The following is a 19,216-nucleotide window of genomic DNA, read 5'->3' as shown; positions in this document are numbered from 1 at the left end:
GGCGGGGCCATCCGCAAGGATGAACACCATGACGACCGTCTCCGCGCCGCGCATCGAACACCACCGGGAGTCACTCGGCATCGGCGAATCGCGCCCGCGACTGAGCTGGACGCTCAGCGACGCTCCCGCCGACTGGAAACAGCAGTCCTATGCGGTGACCGTTGTCCACGCCGAGGGCGACGAGACCGTCGAGGTCGCCTCCTCCGAGCAGGTGCTGGTCCCCTGGCCGGGCCGCGCGCTGGAGTCCCGCGAACGCGTCGCCGTACGCGTTTCGGTGCAGGGCGATGACGGCGGCTGGTCCGATCCGAGCCCGGAGACGTGGTTGGAGACGGGTCTGCTGCACCCGGAGGACTGGTCCGCGCGGCCGGTCGGGCTGGAGCTCGACGAGAACCCGGAGAGCGATGCCCGCCGGGCGACGCTGGTGCGGCGGGGATTCCGTGTCGACGGCGAGATCGCCCGCGCGCGGCTGTACGCCACCGCGCACGGCCTCTACGACGCCGAGATCAACGGCATCCGCGTCGGCTCCGACACCCTCTCCCCGGGCTGGACGGTCTATCGCGAGCGACTCCGCTACTACACGTACGACGTGACGGACCTGCTGCGCAACGGCGAGAACGCTCTCGGCGCCTGGCTCGGCGACGGTTGGTATCGAGGTCGGCTCGGCTGGCGCGGCGGTCACCGCAACGTCTTCGGGCGGGACCTGTCGTTCCTCGGCCAGCTGGAGATCACCTACACCGACGGAACACGTCAGACCCTCTCGACGGACGACGCCTGGAAGGGCGCGCCCTCCCCCATCCTCCGTTCCGGCATCTACGACGGGGAGGACCACGACGCGCGACAGGAGGTGCCGGCCTGGTCGACCGCCGCCTTCGACGACGGTGGCTGGATGCCGGTCACCGTGCGCGATCGCGACCCGCGCACGCTCGTGGCGCCGACCGGACCGCCCGTCCGAGTGACCGAAGACGTCGCGCCCCTCGCCGTGCTCACCTCACCGAGCGGGGCACGCATCCTCGACTTCGGTCAGAACCTGGTCGGACGGGTGCGTATCCGCGTCACGGGGCCGCGGGGTTCGACCGTCACGCTCCGCACATCCGAGGTGCTGCAGGAGGGCGAGATCTACACGCGTCCTCTGCGCAGCGCCCGCTCCACCGACCACTACACGCTGGCCGGGCGCCCCGACGGTGAGGAGTGGGAGCCGCGCTTCACGTTCCACGGCTTCCGCTACGTCGAGATCGACGGCTGGCCGGGCGACCTCGATGCGGATGCCGCCGCCGGCGCGCTCACCGCGCGCGTGCTGCACACCGACCTCGAGCGCACCGGCTGGTTCGCCTGCTCGGACCCGCTGGTCGAGCAGCTGCACCGCAACGTCGTCTGGGGCATGCGGGGCAACTTCGTCGACATCCCGACCGACTGTCCGCAGCGCGACGAGCGCGTGGGGTGGACGGGCGATATCCAGGTGTTCGGCCCGACCGCGTCGACCCTGTTCGATGTGTCGGGGATGCTCTCGGGATGGCTCCGCGATGTGGAGGCGGACCAGCTGCCCGACGGGACGGTCCCCTGGTTCGTCCCCGTCATCCCGACCCACAAGGTGTGGGATCCGATCCGGCCCGGCGCCGCGTGGGGTGACGTCGCGACCCTGCTGCCCTGGACTCTCTTCCAGCGCTTCGGCGACGTCGGTGTTCTGGCTGCCCAGTTCGAGAGCGCCCGGCGATGGGTCGACAAGATCGACTCGGTCGCCGGCCCCGACCGGCTGTGGAACGAGGGCTTCCAGCTGGGCGATTGGCTCGACCCCGCAGCTCCTCCGCAGGACCCGGGCAATGGGCGAACCGACCGCTACTTGGTCGCGACCACCTACTTCGCGCGATCGGCGCGCGCCGTCTCCGACATGGCTCGCGTGCTCGACCGTTCGGCGGATGCGGACCACTACGCCGCACTCGCCGGCGAGGTGGCGGCAGCCTTCCGCGCCGCATACGTGAAGCCCGACGGCACCATGACCTCGGATGCGCAGACCGCCTACGCCCTCGCCATCGCGTTCGATCTGCTCCCTGACCCTGCACAGCGCGCGAAAGCGGGTGCTCGCCTCGCGGCACTCGTCCATGCCGACGGCAACCGCATCGCGACGGGCTTCGTCGGCACCCCCCTCGTCTGCGACGCCCTCACCCTGACCGGTCACGTCGACACCGCGTACGACCTGCTGCTCGAGAAGGGCAGCCCGTCGTGGCTGTATCAGGTCGTGCAGGGCGCGACGACGATCTGGGAGCGGTGGGATGCACTGCTTCCGGACGGTTCGGTCAACCCCGGGACCATGACCTCGTTCAACCACTACGCGCTGGGAGCGGTCGCCGACTGGCTGCACCGGAGTGTCGCCGGGCTCGCCCCCGCCGAGCCCGGCTACCGACGCATCCGGTTCGCGCCCCGGCCTGGGGGCGGGCTGACTCACGCGTCGGCGACACAGCTCACCCCGTACGGCGAGGCGTCGATCTCATGGGGCATCGAGCAGGACGAGCTGCAGGTCGACGTGGTGGTTCCCGTCGGCACGACCGCCGAGCTCGACCTTCTGGGCTCGGACGTCGAGGAACTCGGGCACGGCTCACACACGCGCTCGGTGCCGTTGTCGGGGTGACTGCCGGCCGTGAGCCGAGCTGATCAGCCTGCGGTCGACTGCCGCACGATCAGCTCGGGGCGGAACCGCACCCGGCGCTCATACTCGCCGTCGGGATCGCTGATCGAACGCAGCAGCAGCTCGACCGCTGTGCGCCCGATGAGCTGGGCGGGCTGGCGTACCGACGTCAGCGGAACGACGGCGGCCGTCGCGAAGTCGATGTCGTCGTAGCCGACCAGCGCGATGTCCTCCGGCACCCGGATCGTGCGCAAGAGGGTCAGCGCCTGCAGCATCCCCACCGCGAGCAGGTCGTTCGCTGCGAAGACGGCATCCGGACGTTCTGCCCCCGCACGCGCGGCGATCTCCTCGCCGGCAGCGCGCCCGTGCAGCACCGTGAGTGCCGGCATCCGGATCACCTCGAGTGTCGCATCGGGAACTTCGGCGACCGCTCTGCGAGCGCCTTCGAGGCGCTGGGCGACCTGGGTGATCCCCTCGGGGCCGCCCACGAAGGCGAGACGACGCCGTCCGATCTGCAGGAGATGCCGGGCGGCGAGGAATCCCCCCTCGACGTCGTCGACCGACACCGAGCAGAACGCCGACCCCGGCACCTCGCGGTCGACCAGGACCACCGGGATGCCCGACGCCTGCACGCGCAGCAGCTTGTCGCTGTCTTCGGATGCGGGGGTGATCAGCACTCCGTTCACCCGCTGCTCGCGGAAGAGATCGAGGTAGCTGTCCTCCCGCGAGGGGTTCTCGTCGCTGTTGCCGAGCAGCACGGCGAGCGCGTCGTCGTCTGCGCGCGCTTCGGCACCACGGGCGACGTCGGCGAAGAACGGGTTGCCCGCGTCCGGCACGATCAGCCCGATGCTGCGGCTGCGACCGGCGCGCAGCTGGCGGGCTGCATCGTTGCGCACGAAACCGAGCTCGGCGATCACCGCCTGCACCCGCTCGACCGTCGTCGCCGCGACTTTGTCCGGCTGGTTCAGGACGTTCGACACCGTTCCGACGGACACACCTGCCGCCGCTGCGACGTCGCGCACACTCACTGCCACTGCTGCTCCTCGTCGCTTCGGATGCTGTCCGCAGTGTACGGCAATCGATCGTCGAGGCTCCGGCTTGACGGGTAGCCGGAGCCCTGCGTAGCATGAGTATTGAAACGATTCAGATCTTCCCGTCACCACGGCAGAGGAGCCCCATGACGCGCGTCGCCTTCCAGCTGCAGATCCGTGCCGAGCTGCTCGACGAGTACCTCGCTCGGCATTCTCCGGTGTGGCCGGAGATGCTGGCCGAGATCGCCGCCGCCGGGCGCCGCAACTACACACTGTTCCTCGGCGGTCACGGCACCCTCATCGGCTACTACGAGACCGATGACGATGCGGCCGCTCAGGCGTACCTCGCCGCCTCTCCGGTCGCCGCGCGCTGGGAGGCCGAGATGAACCGGTTCTTCCAGGGCCTCGACGGTCGGCCCGACCAGGCCGCCACCGCACTCACCGAGGTGTTCCACCTCGAAGACCAGCTCGCCACTGCCGGCGGGCACGCAGCATCCGACGACGACTCAACATCCGGCAACGACTCAGAAAGCAGTGCATCGTGAGCATCCTCTCCCCCGACCACCTCGCAACCCTCGAGAAGCAGGGCATCGAACTGCCCAGCTGGGCGTTCGGCAACTCGGGCACCCGGTTCAAGGTGTTCGGCACCCCCGGCACCCCGCGGGATCCGTTCGAGAAGATCGCCGATGCGGCGCAGGTACAGAAGTACACCGCCCTCGCCCCCTCGGTCGCGCTGCACATCCCGTGGGACCTCGTCGACTCGTACGACGATCTGCGTAAGCACGCCGAAGACCTGGGCGTCACGCTCGGCACCATCAACTCCAACACCTTCCAGGACGACGAGTACAAGTTCGGCGCCCTCACCCACGAAGACGCAGGCGTCCGCCAGAAGGCCATCGACCACCACCTCGCCTGCATCGACGTGATGGACGCCACCGGCAGCCGCGACCTCAAGATCTGGCTGGCCGAGGGCTCGAACTACCCGGGCCAGGCCGACCTCCGCGGCCGGCAGGACCGCCTGCAGGAGTCGCTGCAGAAGATCTACGCACGCCTCGGCGACGACCAGCGCCTCGTGCTCGAGTACAAGTTCTTCGAGCCGGCTTTCTACCACACCGATGTTCCCGACTGGGGCACCTCCTACGCGCAGGTCAGCGCCCTCGGCGACAAGGCCATGGTCTGCCTCGACACCGGTCACCACGCCCCCGGAACGAACATCGAGTTCATCGTGATGCAGCTGCTGCGCCTCGGCAAGCTCGGCTCGTTCGACTTCAACTCGCGTTTCTACGCCGACGACGACCTGATCGTCGGCGCGGCCGATCCGTTCCAGCTGTTCCGCATCCTGTTCGAGGTCATCCGCGGTGGCGGCCTCAACAACCCCGATGTGGCATTCATGCTCGACCAGTGCCACAACGTCGAGGACAAGATCCCCGGCCAGATCCGCTCGGTGCTCAACGTGCAGGAGATGACCGCCCGCGCGCTGCTCGTCGACCACGATGCGCTCACCGCCGCGCAGAAGTCGGGCGACGTGCTCGCCGCGAACGCCGTCTTCATGGATGCGTTCTACACCGACGTGCGCCCGGCCCTGGCCGAGTGGCGCGAGTCGCGCGGTCTGGCCGCCGACCCGATGGCCGCCTACGCTGCGTCCGGCTACCAGCAGAAGATCGCCGCCGACCGCGTCGGCGGCGTGCAGGCCGGCTGGGGCGCCTGACCACACCCGTCGACAGCGGGGAATGCACGGCGTATCTTCGGAGCATGCCGGCCCTTCGCAGGTCACGCGCCCGTCGGTCGCTCCCCTTCCTGGGAGCGACCGCGGCGCTCGGCGTGATCATCGCGTCGGGCGCCTCGACTGCCACTGCCGCACCGGGGTCGCCGGGAGTCATGGGAGCGCCGACCGTGGTGCTGTATGAGGGCTTCGAGGGCCCCGTGCCTCCGGCGACACCGGAGTTCGTGCAGACGATCGCGGACTACGACGACGGCATCGCCCCGCCGGTGCCGGGATACGTCGGCCGCAACGGGAAGCTGTACCGGGCCGACCCGGCCTGGAACGGCCAATTCTGCAACGGGCTCATCGTCGCCGGTGATGACGTCTCGACCCTCCCCACGGCCTCCCAGGCGGCGGACTGCCAGCAGAGCGGGTGGAACCAGTCGCGCGGTCTCGCCGAGACGCTGGGTGCGTGGGCATCCGATCCGGAGTACCCGTATCCCGCAGTGCCCCGCCCCGAACCCGGAGCGAACCACGCGGTGAGTTCCTACACGCAGGGCGACTCGCCGGCCGGAGTGATGGCCGCGACCGTGGTGCCGGTGACCGTCGGGCACTACTACACGGCGACCATCGATGTGGCCCAGGCGAACTGCTGGACCACGAACCCCGTCAACCTGGCACTGCGCCTGGACGACGGCGCGTCCGCTCCGGTCGACGCCTTTCCCGGCCCGATCGCCGCGTGCGATCTGCCCGTCCATCAGATCAACGGGAACAACGTGGGGACCTTCAGCGGACTCACCTCGTTGCTGGCGCGGTCGACGAGCATGGAGGTGGCGCTGCTCAACACTCTGGGTGGCGGCGGTGGCGATGACAACGCCTTCGACAATCTCGCCCTCATCGACACGACTCCGCAGCTCGATGCGGTGATCGCGGCGCCCCCGAGCGGCGATCACTACGCCGCCGACCAGCCGGCCCGCCTGCTGCTCACCGTCACCAATACGCATCTCGCAGGATCGCCCATCGTGCCCAGCGGGGCGAAACCGGAATGGAGCTTCGACCTCGCCCTGCCCGCCGGTCTCGTTCCCGCCGAGAGCCCGGCCATCGAGACGGATTGCCCGAACGGCGCGCTCGACGTGACGTCGGCGAGCATCGTCGGTCGCGGCAGCCTCGGACCGACGGACGTCTCGTGCTCGCTCGCGCTGGACCTCGTCTCGTCCGGGGGCGAATACGTCCTCGATCCGACCGCCTACGAACTCACCGGGCTGCTCGCGCCCGCAGCGACATCGGTGGGCTTCGCCGCCGCACCGGCCACGCCCGATCCGTCGCCGACGGGCGGCCCCGTCCTGGCGGACAGCGGGTCCGAACCGCTCCCGGCACTGCTGGCCGGCGTACTCGCGGCTACGCTCGGAGCTGCACTGATCCACCTGTCGAGCGCGGCCCGTCGACGTCGCACCCGATAGCGTCGGCCCCTCGCACACCGGATAGATTCCTCCCATGGCTCTTTCCGGCAATCTCGAGGCGCAGCGCCGCAGAGACGAACTCGTCGACCTCGCGAACAGCCCCCAGGGCGTCATGATCGAGGCCGCTGCCGAGCTCTTCTCCGTGTCGTCGATGACGATCCGGCGCGACCTCGTCGAGCTGGAGGCCGAGGGGCGCGTGCGGCGCGTGCGCGGCGGGGCGACCGCGGCTCCGCGAGCTCGCCCGTTCGATGCGCGGCGGGCCATCCGCGCAAGCGCCAAGCGGGCGATCGCCGAGAAGGCGCTCCGGCTCGTTCCCGCTCAAGGCAGCATCGCGCTCGACGCCTCCTCGACGGTCAACATGCTGGCCTCGATCATCGGCCCGAGAACCGGACTCACCGTGTACACGAACTCGTTCGAGTCGTTCCAACTGCTGCAACCACTCGACGGCGTGACAGCGGTGATCTCCGGCGGGACGGCCGAGCCGACCACCGGCAGCCTCGTGGGACCGATCGCGCGCCGGAGCATGCGATCGGTGTACTTCGACATCTTCTTCTCGTCGGCAGATGCACTCGACAGCACCGACGGCACCTCGGAGGTGTCGGTCGACGAGGCGGAGTTGAAGCAGGCGATGGCCGCGAACGCCGGCACCACGGTGGTGTGCATCGACTCCAGCAAGCTCGAGCGCCGTTCCGTCGCCCGCGCACTGGAACGCGAGGAGATCTCGGTGCTCATCACGGAACTCGACCCGGGAGACGAGCGCCTCAACGCCTTCCGGCAGACCGCCGACATCCTCTGACCACTTCGCACTGACGTGGTTTCGTGTTATCTTTCACAAGAAGTAACAGCATGAGTGCACATGGTCGTGTGCATCGCCCCTGTCTTGGAGAGTCATGACGAACCCCACTGCCGCCGCCCTGATCGCTCGGTCGAACCGCCTCGGTGCCGACCCCAAGAACACGAACTACGCCGGCGGGAACACCTCCGCCAAGGGCACCGAGACCGACCCCGTGACGGGGCAGCCCATCGAGCTCATGTGGGTGAAGGGCTCGGGTGGCGACCTCGGCACCCTGAAGGAGAGCGGCCTCGCTGTGCTGCGCCTCGACCGCATGCGCGCTCTGGTCGACGTGTACCCCGGCATCGACCGGGAAGACGAGATGGTCGCCGCGTTCGACTACTGCCTGCACGGCAAGGGCGGCGCCGCCCCCTCGATCGACACCGCGATGCACGGGCTCGTCGACGCCGCGCACGTCGACCACCTGCACCCCGACTCCGGCATCGCGATCGCGACGGCCGCCGACGGAGAGGCGCTGACCGCGACCATCTTCGGCGACAAGGTCGTGTGGGTTCCGTGGCGTCGCCCCGGCTTCCAGCTCGGACTCGACATCGCCGCGATCAAGAAGCAGAACCCGCAGGCGATCGGCACCATCCTCGGCGGCCACGGCATCACGGCCTGGGGCGACACCTCGGAAGAGGCCGAGGCCAACTCGCTGTGGATCATCGACACCGCGGCCGCATACATCGCCGAGCACGGCAAGGCTCAGCCGTTCGGCGGCGTCCGCTCCGGTTTCGAGGCTCTGGCCGCGACCGAGCGCCGCGAGCGCGCAGCGGCCCTCGCCGGCACCGTCCGCGGCATCGCATCGACTGACAAGCCGATGGTCGGACACTTCACCGACGCCGATGTGGTCCTCGACTTCCTGGCATCCGAGAAGGCGCCCGAGCTGGCCGCCCTCGGCACCAGCTGCCCCGATCACTTCCTGCGCACCAAGGTCAAGCCGCTGATCCTCGATCTGCCGGCCACGGCTTCCGCCGAGGAGCAGATCGCCCGACTGCATGAGCTGCACGAGCAGTATCGCGCCGACTACCAGGCCTACTACGACGCGCACGCCACCGCCGAGTCGCCCGCGATCCGCGGAGCCGATCCGCTCATCGTTCTGATCCCCGGCGTGGGCATGTTCTCGTACGGCGCGATCAAGCAGACCGCCCGGGTCGCCGGCGAGTTCTACGTCAACGCGATCAACGTGATGCGCGGCGCCGAGGCGCTGTCGACCTACGCGCCGATCTCGGATGCCGAGAAGTTCCGCATCGAGTACTGGGCACTGGAAGAGGCCAAGCTGCAGCGCCTGCCGAAGCCGAAGACGCACCAGGGCCGCATCGCGTTCGTCACCGGCGCCGCCTCCGGCATCGGCAAGGCCATCGCCACCCGTCTCGCCGCCGAAGGCGCCTGCGTCGTGATCGCCGACCTCGACCTCGAGAAGGCCCAGGCCGCCGCCGCGGAACTCGGGACCACGGATGTCGCGATCGGCGTCGCCGCGAACGTCGCGGATGCCGATGCCGTGCGGGCCGCGCTGAACGAGGCGGTGCTCGCATTCGGCGGCGTCGACCTCGTCGTGAACAACGCCGGGCTCTCGCTCTCGAAGCCGCTGCTGGAGACCACCGAGAAGGACTGGGATCTGCAGCACGACGTCATGGCCAAGGGCTCGTTCCTCGTGTCGAAGGCCGCCGCGCGCGTGCTCATCGATCAGAAGCTCGGCGGCGACATCATCTACATCTCGTCGAAGAACTCGGTCTTCGCCGGTCCGAACAACATCGCCTACTCCGCGACCAAGGCCGACCAGGCCCACCAGGTGCGCCTGCTCGCGGTCGAGCTCGGCGAGTTCGGCATCCGCGTGAACGGCATCAACCCCGACGGCGTCGTGCGCGGCTCCGGCATCTTCGCCTCGGGCTGGGGCGCCAACCGCGCAGCGACCTACGGTGTCGCGGAGGAGGACCTCGGCCAGTATTACGCCAACCGCACGATCCTCAAGCGCGAGGTCGTCCCCGAGAACGTCGCAGACGCGGTCTACGTGCTCACGGGCCCCGAGCTCAGCCGCACCACGGGCCTGCACATCCCCGTCGACTCCGGCGTCGCCGCGGCGTTCCTGCGATGACTCCCGTCCGTCGAGTGCACGGCTTCGCGCCGAGTGCACGCGTTGTTCACGTCGACCGGCCGTGCACTCGGGCGGATGCCGTGCACTCGACGAACGGAGAGCCCCGATGAGCGTCCGGGCCGTCGCGGCGGTCGACCTCGGCGCAACCAGCGGGCGCGTGATGATCGGGCGGATCGGCGACGGGAAACTCGACCTCGAGCTCGTGTCGCGGTTCCCGAACGGACCGGTCGAGCGCGCAGACGGACTGCACTGGGACTTCGCCGCCCTGTACGAGCACGTCGTGGCAGGACTCGCCGAGGCCGTCCGCCGTGAACCGCGCATCGAGAGCATCGGCATCGACTCGTGGGCCGTCGACTACGGCCTGCTGAAAGACGGCGAGCTGCTCGCCGAGCCGTTCCACTACCGCGATGAGCGCTCTGCGCGTGGCGTCGACGAAGTGCACGCGATCGCGCCGATCACCGAGCTGTATCAGCGCAACGGCCTGCAATTCCTGCCCTTCAACACGCTGTACCAGTACCGCGTCGACGAGCGACTCACCGAGGCGGACACCGCGCTCCTGATCCCCGACCTCATCGCCTTCCTGCTCACCGGTGTCGCGGCCGCCGAGCGCACGAACGCCTCGACCACCGGCCTGCTGGGCATCGAATCCGGCGACTGGGACGACGAGCTGGCCGATCGCCTCAGCATCCCGTCGCGCATCCTCCCGCCGCTCGTCGACCCCGGCACGACCATCGGCCGCCTTCGGCCCGAGCTCGTGGCGACCATCGGCATCGACCTGCCCGTGATCGCGGTCGGCTCGCACGACACCGCATCGGCCGTCGTCGCCGCTCCCCTCTCCTCGCCGCGATCCGCGTACATCTCCTGCGGAACGTGGGGCCTGGTCGGCGTGGAGCTCACGGAGCCGGTGCTGACGGATGCCGCTCGCACCGCGAACTTCACCCACGAACTCGGCGTGGACGGTCGGTATCGGTTCCTGCACAACGTCACGGGGCTCTGGCTCCTCAGCGAGACCGTGCGCGCCTGGGAGGCCGAAGACGGTTCACGCATCGATCTGCCGGAGCTGCTCGCCGCGGCATCCGCAGTCGCCGACGAGGTGCCGGTGTTCGATGCGAACGACTCGTCGTTGAGTGCGCCCGGCGACATGCCGGGACGGATCGCGGCGCTCCTCGGCGACCGTGCCCCGAGCTCCCGACCGGCATTCGCCCGTTCGATCGTGGAGTCGATCGCCGCGGCCTTCGCGGACGCCGTGCAAACGGCCGCGGATCTCTCCGGCCGCGAGCTCGACAGCATCCATCTCGTGGGCGGCGGATCGCTCAACCGGCTCCTGTGCCAGGCCACAGCCGACCGCACAGGGTTGCCGGTGCTCGCGGGTCCGGTCGAGGCGACGGCTCTCGGCAACGTGCTCGTCCAGGCCCGAGCCCTCGGCGCCGCGCCCGCGTCGCTCGAGGAGCTGCGCGCCGTGGTCGCCGCGACGCACGCTCCAACGCGCTTCGACCCGCGCTGATCCGCGCCGACCCGCGCTCGCGCGTCGCGGGGTCCACGCCTCAGGCGGAGTTCTCGCCGTCGGGCGGACGATCGCGGGACAGGCATCCGCCCATCGCCGAGAAACCCTCCCGACGCCGGGGCTCATGCGAAGAGGCCCCGAGGCGTACGCGAGAGGGCGCCGGAGCCGAAGCCCCGACGCCCTCGTGCGAGGCGACTCAGAAGTCGAAGTCGCCGATGTTGTCCGCGTTGAACACGAACGGGTCTCCCAGCAGGACCACGCCGTCGGCGCCGACCTCGTACTCGCCGAGGTCACCCGCCTCGAAGGTGTCACCCTCCTTGCCGGTGATGTCGCCCTCGACGAGCGCCTTGGCTGCGAAGGCCGAGAGGTAGCCGAGGTCGGCCGGGTTCCACAGCGCGAACGAGGTGACGGTGCCGTCCTCCACGTATTCACGCATCTGGTTCGGCGTGCCGAGTCCGGTCAGCGCGACCTTGCCCTTGTAGTCCGACGTGGAGAGGTAGCGCGCCGCGGCCGCGATGCCGACCGTGGTCGGTGAGACGATGCCCTTCAGCTGCGGGTGGCTCTGCAGCAGGGCCGCCGTCTTGTCGAACGAGGTCTGGTCTTCGTCGTCGCCGTAGACGGTCTCGACGATCGTGATGTCGGGGTAGTCGCTCGCGACGTACTCCTTCATCAGTTCGATCCAGGCGTTCTGGTTCGTGGCGTTGGCCGATGCCGACAGCACGGCGATCTCGCCCGCTCCGCCGATCTGCTCGGCGATCTGATCGATCTGCACCTTGGCGATTCCCTCGGAGTCGGCCTGGTTGATGAACAGGTCGCGGCACTCGGGGTTGGTGTCGGAGTCGAAGGTGACGACCTTCACGCCGGCGTCCCGCGCCTCGTTGAGTGCGTCGCAGATGGCCTTCGGGTCGTTCGCCGAGACGACGAGCGCGCCGACCGCCTGCTGCGTGGCGGTGTTGATGTAGCTCACCTGGGCGTCGGGCGTGGCCTCGGCCGGGCCGACCTCGGCGAACGTGCCGCCGAACTCTTCGACGGCCTTCTTGCCGCCCTCGCTGGAGGTGTCGAAGTACGGGTTTCCGAGGTTCTTGGGCAGGAACGTGATCGACAGGTTGTCGGATCCGCCGCCCTCGCCGGAGCCTGCGTCGCCCGACCCGCTGCCGGTGTCGGCGCAGCCGGTCAGCACGAGCGCTGCGGCGACGGCCACGGCGGCGAACGCCGAGACCCTCTTGCGTGCAAACGTCATTGTTCTTCCTTTCGTGATGATCACCGCAGGCGGATGCCGACGGCGAGAGGCTGCCTCATGGTGCGGGAGAGGCTGCGACGCGGAGCGGTGGCCCGGCCTTGGCACGGACGCGCTGCGCCCAGGCGAGGATGCTGGCTGCGACGACCGAGAAGATCAGCAGGCCACCGGTGATGATGTTGATGACGTCAGAGGTGACGCCGGCGAGACGGAGCCCGCTGCCGAGCACCCCGATCAGGAGCACGGCGGCGACGACGCCGTGCAGGTGCCCGCGCCCGCCGAACACCGACACCCCGCCGAGGACCACGGCCGCGATGACCTGGAGCTCGAGCCCGGTGGCGTTGTCGCCGCGGGCACTGCCGAAGCGGAGCGTGTAGAAGATGCCGGCGAACGCGGCGACCACCCCCGACAGCATGAAGAGGATGAACTTCGTCCGCTCGACGTTCACGCCCGAGAAACGGGCGGCGTCCTTCGAGAGCCCGATCGCGTAGATGCCGCGACCGAACGGGGTGAAATGCAGCACCACGACGAAGATCGCGAGCAGGATCAGGAACGGGATCACGATGTAGGGGATGGTGGTGCCGGCGATCTTCGCCTTCGCCAGTGCCGTCCACATCTCCGGGAAATCGGTCACCGCAGTGGTCCCGAGCAGGCCGACCGCGAGTCCGCGGAACAGCGCCAGCGTTCCGATCGTGACGGCGAGTGACGGCAGCCCGACGACCGTGACGAGGAAGCCGTTGAACGCTCCGCCGATGACACCGACCGCGAGGGCGGCCAGGGCGGCGACCTCGAACGGCGCACCCGACTCGGTGAGCACCCCCGTGACGACGCTCGCGAGGCCGACCATCGAACCGACCGAGAGGTCGATCTCGCCGGTGATCATGACGAGGGTCATCGGCAGGGCGATCAGCAGGATCGGGGCGACGTCGAGCAGCAGGTAGTTGACGGTGATGGGCTGCGCGAACCCGCGGATCGACACGGCGGACACGATCACGACCAGCACGAGCAGGCCGATGATCGCGAACTCGCGGTTGATGAGGATGCGCCGCCACAGCGGCTGGTCGTAGTCCCGGATCACTCGGACCCCGGAGGTGGTGGTCGTGGTCATGATTCGTCCCTTGCCTCGATGAGCTGCCGTCTCTGTCGTACGGCGAGCAGCCGGTCGAGCACGATCGCGCCGATGATGAGCACACCGACCACGGCGCGCTGCCAGAAGTCCGGGATGCCGAGGATGGGCAGGGCCCGGTTGATGGTCATCAGCAGCATCGCGCCGATGGCCGCCCCCCACACGGAGCCGACGCCGCCGGTGATCGCGATGCCGCCGATGACGGCCGCGCCCACGGCATCCAGCTCCCAGCCCGAGCCGACCTGCGAGCTCACCGATCCGTACCGCGTCACGTAGAACACACCGGCGAGGCCTGCCAGAGCGCCGGAGAGCACGAACGCGCTGAGCACCCGGCGGGTGGTCTTGAGGCCGTAGAGCTCGGCGGCTCCCGGGTCGGATCCGATCGCGTAGTACTCGCGGCCACCGCGGGTGTTGCGCATGTACCAGGCAGCGAGCGCCAGCACGATGATCGCGACGATGGAGAGCACCGGGATCGTGAGGATCTGCTGGGTTCCCAGGCGCAGGAAGTCCTTCGGGAGATCGGAGGGGTGCACCTGGTCGCTGCCGGTCCAGAGCACGTTGATGCCGCGGTAGGCATACAGCGTGCCCAGCGTGATCACCATCGCCGGCACCTTGGCGAAGGCCACCAGTGCGCCGTTCACCAACCCCAGGAGAGCGCCGAAGATCACGGCGGCGATCACCACGATCGGGATCGGGATACCGGGGACATCGATGAAGAGCCGCCCCGTCAGGAAGGCGGTGAGCCCCATGACCGAGCCGACCGAGAGGTCGACGTTGCGGGTGATGATGACGATCGCCTGGCCGACGGCCACGAGCACGAGGATCGACGGGGTCAGCAGCAGGTCGCGCCACCCGTCGGCGCTGAACAGGAAGTTCGGGTTCTTCACGGTGGCCGCGACGACCACCAGGACGAGGGCGGCGAAGATGCCGAGTTCGCGTGCACGGCCGATGCCGCCGGGCTTCTTCGCGAAGGCGGGGGCAGGTGTCGCCAGTGCCGTGGTGCTCATGCGTGCTGCTCCGATGCGTGCGTGGCGGCGAACATGACGTTCTCGCTGGTGGCGTCCTCACGGTCGAGCTCGGCGGTGATCCGGCCCTCACGCATGACGAGCACGCGGTCGGCCATTCCGAGCACCTCGGGGAGCTCGGACGAGATCATCAGGATCCCCATCCCCTCGCCCGCCAGCTGCGAGAGCAGGCGGTGCACCTCGGACTTCGTGCCGACGTCGATCCCTCGGGTCGGCTCGTCGATGATGAGCACTCGCGGGTCGGTAGCCAGCCACTTGGCCAGCACGACCTTCTGCTGGTTGCCGCCGGAGAGGGTGGCCGCCACGGTGTCGAGCGCGTGCGTCTTGACCTCGAGGCGAGACGCCCAGATCTTTGCCGCACGGTTCTCCATGCCGGTGGTGATCAGGCCCCACTTGGCGAGGGTGCGACGGATGGCGAGGGTGATGTTGCCGCCGACGCTCGCATCGATCACGAGGCCCTGCTTGCGACGGTCCTCCGGCACGAGGGCGAGGCCGTGGCGCATGGCGGCGGTGGGGTTGCGGCGCGGCACACCGGCGCCGAGCATCCGCACTTCGCCCTCGCGGTAGCCGTCCACACCGAACACGGCGCGCGCGACCTCGCTGCGGCCGGCGCCGACGAGTCCGGCGAGTGCGACGATCTCGCCCGCGCGGACGGTGAAGGAGATGTCGTGGAAGACACCGGGGCTGGTGAGTCCGCGCACCTCGAGGAGCGGGTCGCCGATCTCGGCCGCCTGCTTCGGGAAGAGCTCGGTGACGTCACGGCCGACCATCTGCCGCACGAGGTCGTCGACCGTGGTCTCGGCGATGGGCGTCGTGTCGATGTAGGCACCGTCGCGCATCACGGTGACCGTGTCGCACAGGTCGAACACCTCGTCGAAGCGGTGCGAGATGAACAGGATCGCGCGACCCTCATCACGCAGGCTCCGTGCGACCGCGAAAAGCCGATCGACCTCGACGCCGCTGAGCGCCGCGGTGGGCTCATCCATGATCAGCACACTGGCGTCGAGCGAGATGGCCTTGGCGATCTCGATGATCTGCTGGTCGGCGATCGAGAGGCCCTCGGTGATGCGGTCGGGATCGAGTGCGACCCCGAGGCGACGGAAGATCTGATCGACCTCGGTGCGCATGGCCTTGCGGTCGATGCGGCCGAGAGCACCCGTGGGCTGCCGACCCATGAAGATGTTCTCCGTGACCGAGAGGTCGGGGAAGAGCGTCGGCTCCTGGTAGATCACCGCGATGCCCGCGGCCTTCGACTGGGCGGTGCTCGTGAAGTCGACGTCTTCGCCGTGCAGACGGAAGTCGCCCGAGTCACGCCGGTAGAGCCCGGCCATGATCTTCACGAGCGTCGACTTGCCGGCGCCGTTCTCGCCGATGAGGGCGTGGATGGACCGCGACTGCAGCGTGAGGCTTCCGGAGCGCAGCGCGATGACGGGCCCGAAGGACTTCACGACACGGTGCAGCTCGAGCGCGGTGGGGGGAGCACTGCGGGCGGGTGCTTCGTCGACCACGGGCTTTCCTCTCCGTTGAGGGGGATGTTTGTGCGGAATGAATCTACCTGAATCGATTCAGGTGGGTTTCAGGCTAGTGTATGTGATGCGGGCCGCAGGTCAACCCCTGATGCCCGAACCGTGATCCGCCCGACGTCGAGAGGAGAGCCGTGCCGGTCAGCATCCGTGATGTCGCCCTCCGCGCCGGGGTGTCGGTCGGGACCGTCTCGAACGTCCTCAACCGTCCGGAAGAGGTCTCCAGCGATTCGGTGGCGCGCGTGAGCCGGGCCATCGAGGAACTCGGGTACGTGCGCAACGACGCCGCCCGCAAACTGCGCGCCGGCATCAGCACGACGGTCGGCTTCGTGGTCCTCGACGGGCAGAACCCGTTCTACAGCGATGTGGTGCGCGGCGCCGAAGACGAGGCGTCCAGCCATGGCATCGCGATCCTCTACGGCAACACCGACGACGACCCCTCCCGCGAGAAGGTGTACCTCGACCTCTTCCGCGAGCAGCAGGTGCGTGGCCTCCTGATCGCCCCGTACGGCGATGTCATGACGCAGCTGCGCCGATTCCGGGCCAGCGGGATCGCCACCGTGCTCGTCGACAGGTTCAGCGCCGACAGCGGATTCTCATCGGTCTCCGTCGACAGCGTCGCGGGCGGACGTCTCGCGGTCGAGCACCTCATCGAGGCGGGGCGACGACGCATCGCCTTCGTCGGCGGCCCGTTCGACATGCGCCAGGTCACCGATCGGCTCGCCGGTGCGCGCGCCGCCGCCGAGAACGCCTCGGTGCACGTCGACCTCGAGGTCGTCCCCACCTCGGCCATGACGGTGGAGGAGGGAGCCACCGCGGGCGCGAAGCTGCTCACCCGGCCGCGCCGAGAGTGGCCCGACGCCCTGTTCGCCGCGAACGACCTGCTGGCGCTCGGTTTGCTGCAGTCACTCGTCGCAGGGGGACGGGTGCTCGTCCCGGACGAGATCGCGCTGATCGGGTTCGACGACATCCCCTTCGCCGCCGCCGCCGCGGTGCCGCTCTCATCGATCCGACAGCCCAGCCGGATGATCGGGCGCACGGCCCTGCGCATCGTGCTCGAAGAGGCCTCCGACCCCGAGAGCATCCCCCGGCAGACCGTGTTCCCGCCCGAACTGATCGTGCGGCGCTCGACCACCGGCTGAGCCGACTAGCCCTTCACTGCACCCCCGAGTCCGGCCGAGCGCAGGAACACCGACTGGAAGATCAGGAACATCGCGATCGGGATGAGGGTCGCGATCGCGAGGGCCGCGAGGAACACGTCGAGCTCGGTCTGCGACTGCACGGCGGGCAGCCGCACCGACAGCGGCTGCACCGACGGGTCGGGCAGCACGAGCATGGGCCAGAGGTAGTCCTTCCACGCGGCGATGATCGCGAACACCGAGACCACGCCGAGGATCGGCTTCGACATCGGCAGCACGATCGACCAGAACAGCCGGAAGGGACCGGCGCCGTCGGTGCGCGCGGCCTCGAACACCTCGCGGGGCAGGCTGTCGAAGAACCGCTTGACCAGGAGGATGTTGAAGGCGTTCGCCCCCATCGGCAGCCACACCGCGAGGTAGTTGTTGAGCAGGCTCACATCCCCCAGCAGCGGCGGGTGCACGATCGTCAGGTACAGCGGCACGAGCAGCACGATCCCGGGGATGAACAGCGTCGCGAGCACCAGCGCGTTCAGGATCGGCGCGTACTTCGGCTGCAGCACCGAGAGCGCATAGCCTGCGGTCGTCGCGATGAACAGCTGCACGAACCAGGCGCCGAGCGCGATGATCACCGTGTTGAAGAAGTACTGGTCGATGTGGATGTCGTTCCACGCGGTCGACAGATTCTCCCAGTCCATGCCGTTCGGCCACAGCGCGAACGGCTGCTGCAGGGTGTCCTGCGTCGGCGTGATCGCCGATTTCGCGAGCCACAGGATCGGACCGAGGCCGGCGACGACCAAGCCGACGGCGAGGAACACGTGCGTGAGGGACATCCCCACGCGGATGCCGGGGCGCCGGCGCTCCGAGTCGGAGATGACCGTGCGGTCCCCGACGCGATCGGCGGCCTTCTCCGCCGCCTTCTCCGCGGCACGGGTCGACAGGCGGGTGGTGAGGCTCACGTCGTGCTCCAACGGTCGGTCAGCGTGAAGTACAGCCAGGAGAGGAGGGCGAGGACGATGGCGAGCAGGACCGAGACGGCCGTCGCCTCTCCGTAGTCGCCGCCCAGGCTGTTGCGGAAGGCCTTGTCGTAGATGTACAGCAGCACGGTCTTGGTCGCTCCGGCGGGGCCACCGCCGGTGAACAGGAACGGTTCGAGGAAGACCTGGGCGGTCGCGATCACCTGCAGGATCAGCATGATGAAGAGGATGCCGCGCAGCTGCGGCAGCGTGACGTGCCAGATCTTCTTCCAGATGCCGGCGCCGTCGACCTCGGCTGCGTCGTACAGCTCGGGCGGCACGCCCAGGAGCGCGGCCAGGTAGATGATGATCGATCCTCCGGCTCCCGCCCATGTCGCCTCGAGCACGAGCGAGGGCATGGCCTGCACGGCGTCCTGGATCCACGGCTGCGGAGGGATGCCGACGAACCCGAGCACCGTGTTGAAAACACCGGACGGGTCGGCGCTGTAGAAGAACTTCCACAGCAGCACCGCCACCACGGGCGGGATCACGACGGGGAGATACGCGAGCGCCGAGTAGATGCCCTTGCCGCGGCGTACCTCGCTCATCAGCACGGCCATGAGCAGCGGCAGAGGGAAGCCGAAGAGCAGAGCGAGCACGGCGAACCACAGGGTGTTGATCACGGCCCGGCCGAGTTCGGGGTCGCCGATCACGGCGAGGTAGTTGTCGAATCCGACCCACTCGGAGACGATCAGGTTCGTCTTCTGCAGGCTCATGATCACCGACTGCACGATCGGCGACCACGAGAAGAAGATGAACACGAACAGCATGGGGAGCACGAACAGGAGGTTCGCGAGCCCGCCGCCGCGGAACCACGTGAGCGGTGAGCGGCGGCGGGAACGGCGCACAGCGGGCGGCGGAGAGTCCTCCACCGCCGCCCGCTGCTCGGAGAGCGTCATCGTCATGGAG

General features: G+C 69.0%; 15 protein-coding genes. 8 read left to right on the top strand and 7 right to left on the bottom strand.

The window, feature by feature from the left end:
• The first annotated feature begins 28 nt into the window (after window positions 1-28).
• Complete coding sequence (locus GZ67_RS0103465; protein WP_029263754.1) at window positions 29-2,623, top strand: alpha-L-rhamnosidase; 2,595 nt, start codon at window positions 29-31, stop codon at window positions 2,621-2,623.
• Between the two features lie 23 nt (window positions 2,624-2,646).
• Here the strand turns inward: GZ67_RS0103465 and GZ67_RS0103460 are convergent, their stop codons facing one another.
• Entirely contained in the window at window positions 2,647-3,654 is a 1,008-nt protein-coding gene (locus GZ67_RS0103460) for a LacI family DNA-binding transcriptional regulator (protein WP_029263753.1), read from the bottom strand.
• A 143-nt stretch (window positions 3,655-3,797) separates the two neighbouring features.
• On the opposite strand from GZ67_RS0103460, the gene GZ67_RS0103455 reads away from it, so the two are divergent.
• From GZ67_RS0103455 to GZ67_RS0103430, 6 genes are all read left to right on the top strand, one after another.
• Entirely contained in the window at window positions 3,798-4,196 is a 399-nt protein-coding gene (locus GZ67_RS0103455) for an L-rhamnose mutarotase (protein WP_029263752.1), read from the top strand.
• A complete protein-coding gene (rhaI, locus tag GZ67_RS0103450) occupies window positions 4,193-5,359 on the top strand; it encodes an L-rhamnose isomerase (protein WP_029263751.1) in 1,167 nt (388 codons plus the stop codon). Before GZ67_RS0103455 ends, rhaI begins: the two co-directional genes overlap by 4 nt.
• A gap of 44 nt (window positions 5,360-5,403) precedes the next feature.
• The gene (locus GZ67_RS19575) at window positions 5,404-6,813 is read left to right on the top strand and encodes a hypothetical protein (protein ID WP_036304173.1); all 1,410 of its coding nucleotides are present in this window, start codon (window positions 5,404-5,406) and stop codon (window positions 6,811-6,813) included.
• A gap of 34 nt (window positions 6,814-6,847) precedes the next feature.
• The gene (locus GZ67_RS0103440) at window positions 6,848-7,609 is read left to right on the top strand and encodes a DeoR/GlpR family DNA-binding transcription regulator (protein ID WP_029263750.1); all 762 of its coding nucleotides are present in this window, start codon (window positions 6,848-6,850) and stop codon (window positions 7,607-7,609) included.
• Window positions 7,610-7,703: 94 nt separating this feature from the next.
• Window positions 7,704-9,740: a bifunctional rhamnulose-1-phosphate aldolase/short-chain dehydrogenase gene (locus GZ67_RS0103435; protein WP_029263749.1), complete on the top strand. Its 2,037-nt coding sequence runs from the start codon at window positions 7,704-7,706 to the stop codon at window positions 9,738-9,740.
• Window positions 9,741-9,846: 106 nt separating this feature from the next.
• Window positions 9,847-11,244 (top strand): rhamnulokinase, encoded by a 1,398-nt coding sequence (locus tag GZ67_RS0103430; protein WP_029263748.1) that lies wholly within the window; start codon window positions 9,847-9,849, stop codon window positions 11,242-11,244.
• 196 nt (window positions 11,245-11,440) lie between these two features.
• Here the strand turns inward: GZ67_RS0103430 and rhaS are convergent, their stop codons facing one another.
• From rhaS to GZ67_RS0103410, 4 genes are read right to left on the bottom strand one after another with little or no spacing between them, the layout of a single operon-like run.
• Window positions 11,441-12,484, bottom strand: a complete 1,044-nt coding sequence (gene rhaS, locus GZ67_RS0103425; RefSeq protein ID WP_029263747.1) for a rhamnose ABC transporter substrate-binding protein — start codon at window positions 12,482-12,484, stop codon at window positions 11,441-11,443.
• A 55-nt stretch (window positions 12,485-12,539) separates the two neighbouring features.
• Complete coding sequence (locus tag GZ67_RS0103420; protein ID WP_029263746.1) at window positions 12,540-13,589, bottom strand: ABC transporter permease; 1,050 nt, start codon at window positions 13,587-13,589, stop codon at window positions 12,540-12,542.
• The gene (locus GZ67_RS0103415; RefSeq protein WP_029263745.1) at window positions 13,586-14,614 is read right to left on the bottom strand and encodes an ABC transporter permease; all 1,029 of its coding nucleotides are present in this window, start codon (window positions 14,612-14,614) and stop codon (window positions 13,586-13,588) included. Before GZ67_RS0103415 ends, GZ67_RS0103420 begins: the two co-directional genes overlap by 4 nt.
• Window positions 14,611-16,140 (bottom strand): sugar ABC transporter ATP-binding protein, encoded by a 1,530-nt coding sequence (locus GZ67_RS0103410; protein ID WP_029263744.1) that lies wholly within the window; start codon window positions 16,138-16,140, stop codon window positions 14,611-14,613. The genes GZ67_RS0103415 and GZ67_RS0103410 overlap by 4 nt, the downstream gene beginning before the upstream one ends.
• A gap of 149 nt (window positions 16,141-16,289) precedes the next feature.
• Here GZ67_RS0103410 and GZ67_RS0103405 point away from each other — a divergent pair, with 149 nt between their 5' ends.
• Window positions 16,290-17,297: a LacI family DNA-binding transcriptional regulator gene (locus GZ67_RS0103405; protein WP_029263743.1), complete on the top strand. Its 1,008-nt coding sequence runs from the start codon at window positions 16,290-16,292 to the stop codon at window positions 17,295-17,297.
• Window positions 17,298-17,302: 5 nt separating this feature from the next.
• Here GZ67_RS0103405 and GZ67_RS0103400 read toward each other — a convergent pair whose 3' ends face one another.
• Together GZ67_RS0103400 and GZ67_RS0103395 are read right to left on the bottom strand one after the other, a co-directional pair.
• The gene (locus GZ67_RS0103400) at window positions 17,303-18,250 is read right to left on the bottom strand and encodes a carbohydrate ABC transporter permease (RefSeq protein WP_029263742.1); all 948 of its coding nucleotides are present in this window, start codon (window positions 18,248-18,250) and stop codon (window positions 17,303-17,305) included.
• Complete coding sequence (locus tag GZ67_RS0103395; RefSeq protein WP_029263741.1) at window positions 18,247-19,212, bottom strand: carbohydrate ABC transporter permease; 966 nt, start codon at window positions 19,210-19,212, stop codon at window positions 18,247-18,249. Before GZ67_RS0103395 ends, GZ67_RS0103400 begins: the two co-directional genes overlap by 4 nt.
• Window positions 19,213-19,216: the final 4 nt, after the last annotated feature.

It is taken from the genome of Microbacterium sp. Cr-K20 (assembly GCF_000708325.1).
Taxonomy (GTDB): domain Bacteria; phylum Actinomycetota; class Actinomycetes; order Actinomycetales; family Microbacteriaceae; genus Microbacterium.
Note: the sequence above shows the minus strand (reverse complement) of the source record. Positions and strands in the feature narration are given on the sequence as shown.

What these genes read in the sequence shown, in the direction of transcription:
- GZ67_RS0103465 (WP_029263754.1), top strand. Translation starts at nt 29, where the DNA reads ATGACGACCGTCTCCGCGCCGCGCATCGAACACCACCGGGAGTCACTC.
- GZ67_RS0103455 (WP_029263752.1), top strand. Translation starts at nt 3,798, where the DNA reads ATGACGCGCGTCGCCTTCCAGCTGCAGATCCGTGCCGAGCTGCTCGAC.
- GZ67_RS19575 (WP_036304173.1), top strand. Translation starts at nt 5,404, where the DNA reads ATGCCGGCCCTTCGCAGGTCACGCGCCCGTCGGTCGCTCCCCTTCCTG.
- GZ67_RS0103440 (WP_029263750.1), top strand. Translation starts at nt 6,848, where the DNA reads ATGGCTCTTTCCGGCAATCTCGAGGCGCAGCGCCGCAGAGACGAACTC.
- GZ67_RS0103435 (WP_029263749.1), top strand. Translation starts at nt 7,704, where the DNA reads ATGACGAACCCCACTGCCGCCGCCCTGATCGCTCGGTCGAACCGCCTC.
- GZ67_RS0103430 (WP_029263748.1), top strand. Translation starts at nt 9,847, where the DNA reads ATGAGCGTCCGGGCCGTCGCGGCGGTCGACCTCGGCGCAACCAGCGGG.
- rhaS (WP_029263747.1), bottom strand. Translation starts at nt 12,484, where the DNA reads ATGACGTTTGCACGCAAGAGGGTCTCGGCGTTCGCCGCCGTGGCCGTC.
- GZ67_RS0103420 (WP_029263746.1), bottom strand. Translation starts at nt 13,589, where the DNA reads ATGACCACGACCACCACCTCCGGGGTCCGAGTGATCCGGGACTACGAC.
- GZ67_RS0103415 (WP_029263745.1), bottom strand. Translation starts at nt 14,614, where the DNA reads ATGAGCACCACGGCACTGGCGACACCTGCCCCCGCCTTCGCGAAGAAG.
- GZ67_RS0103395 (WP_029263741.1), bottom strand. Translation starts at nt 19,212, where the DNA reads ATGACGATGACGCTCTCCGAGCAGCGGGCGGCGGTGGAGGACTCTCCG.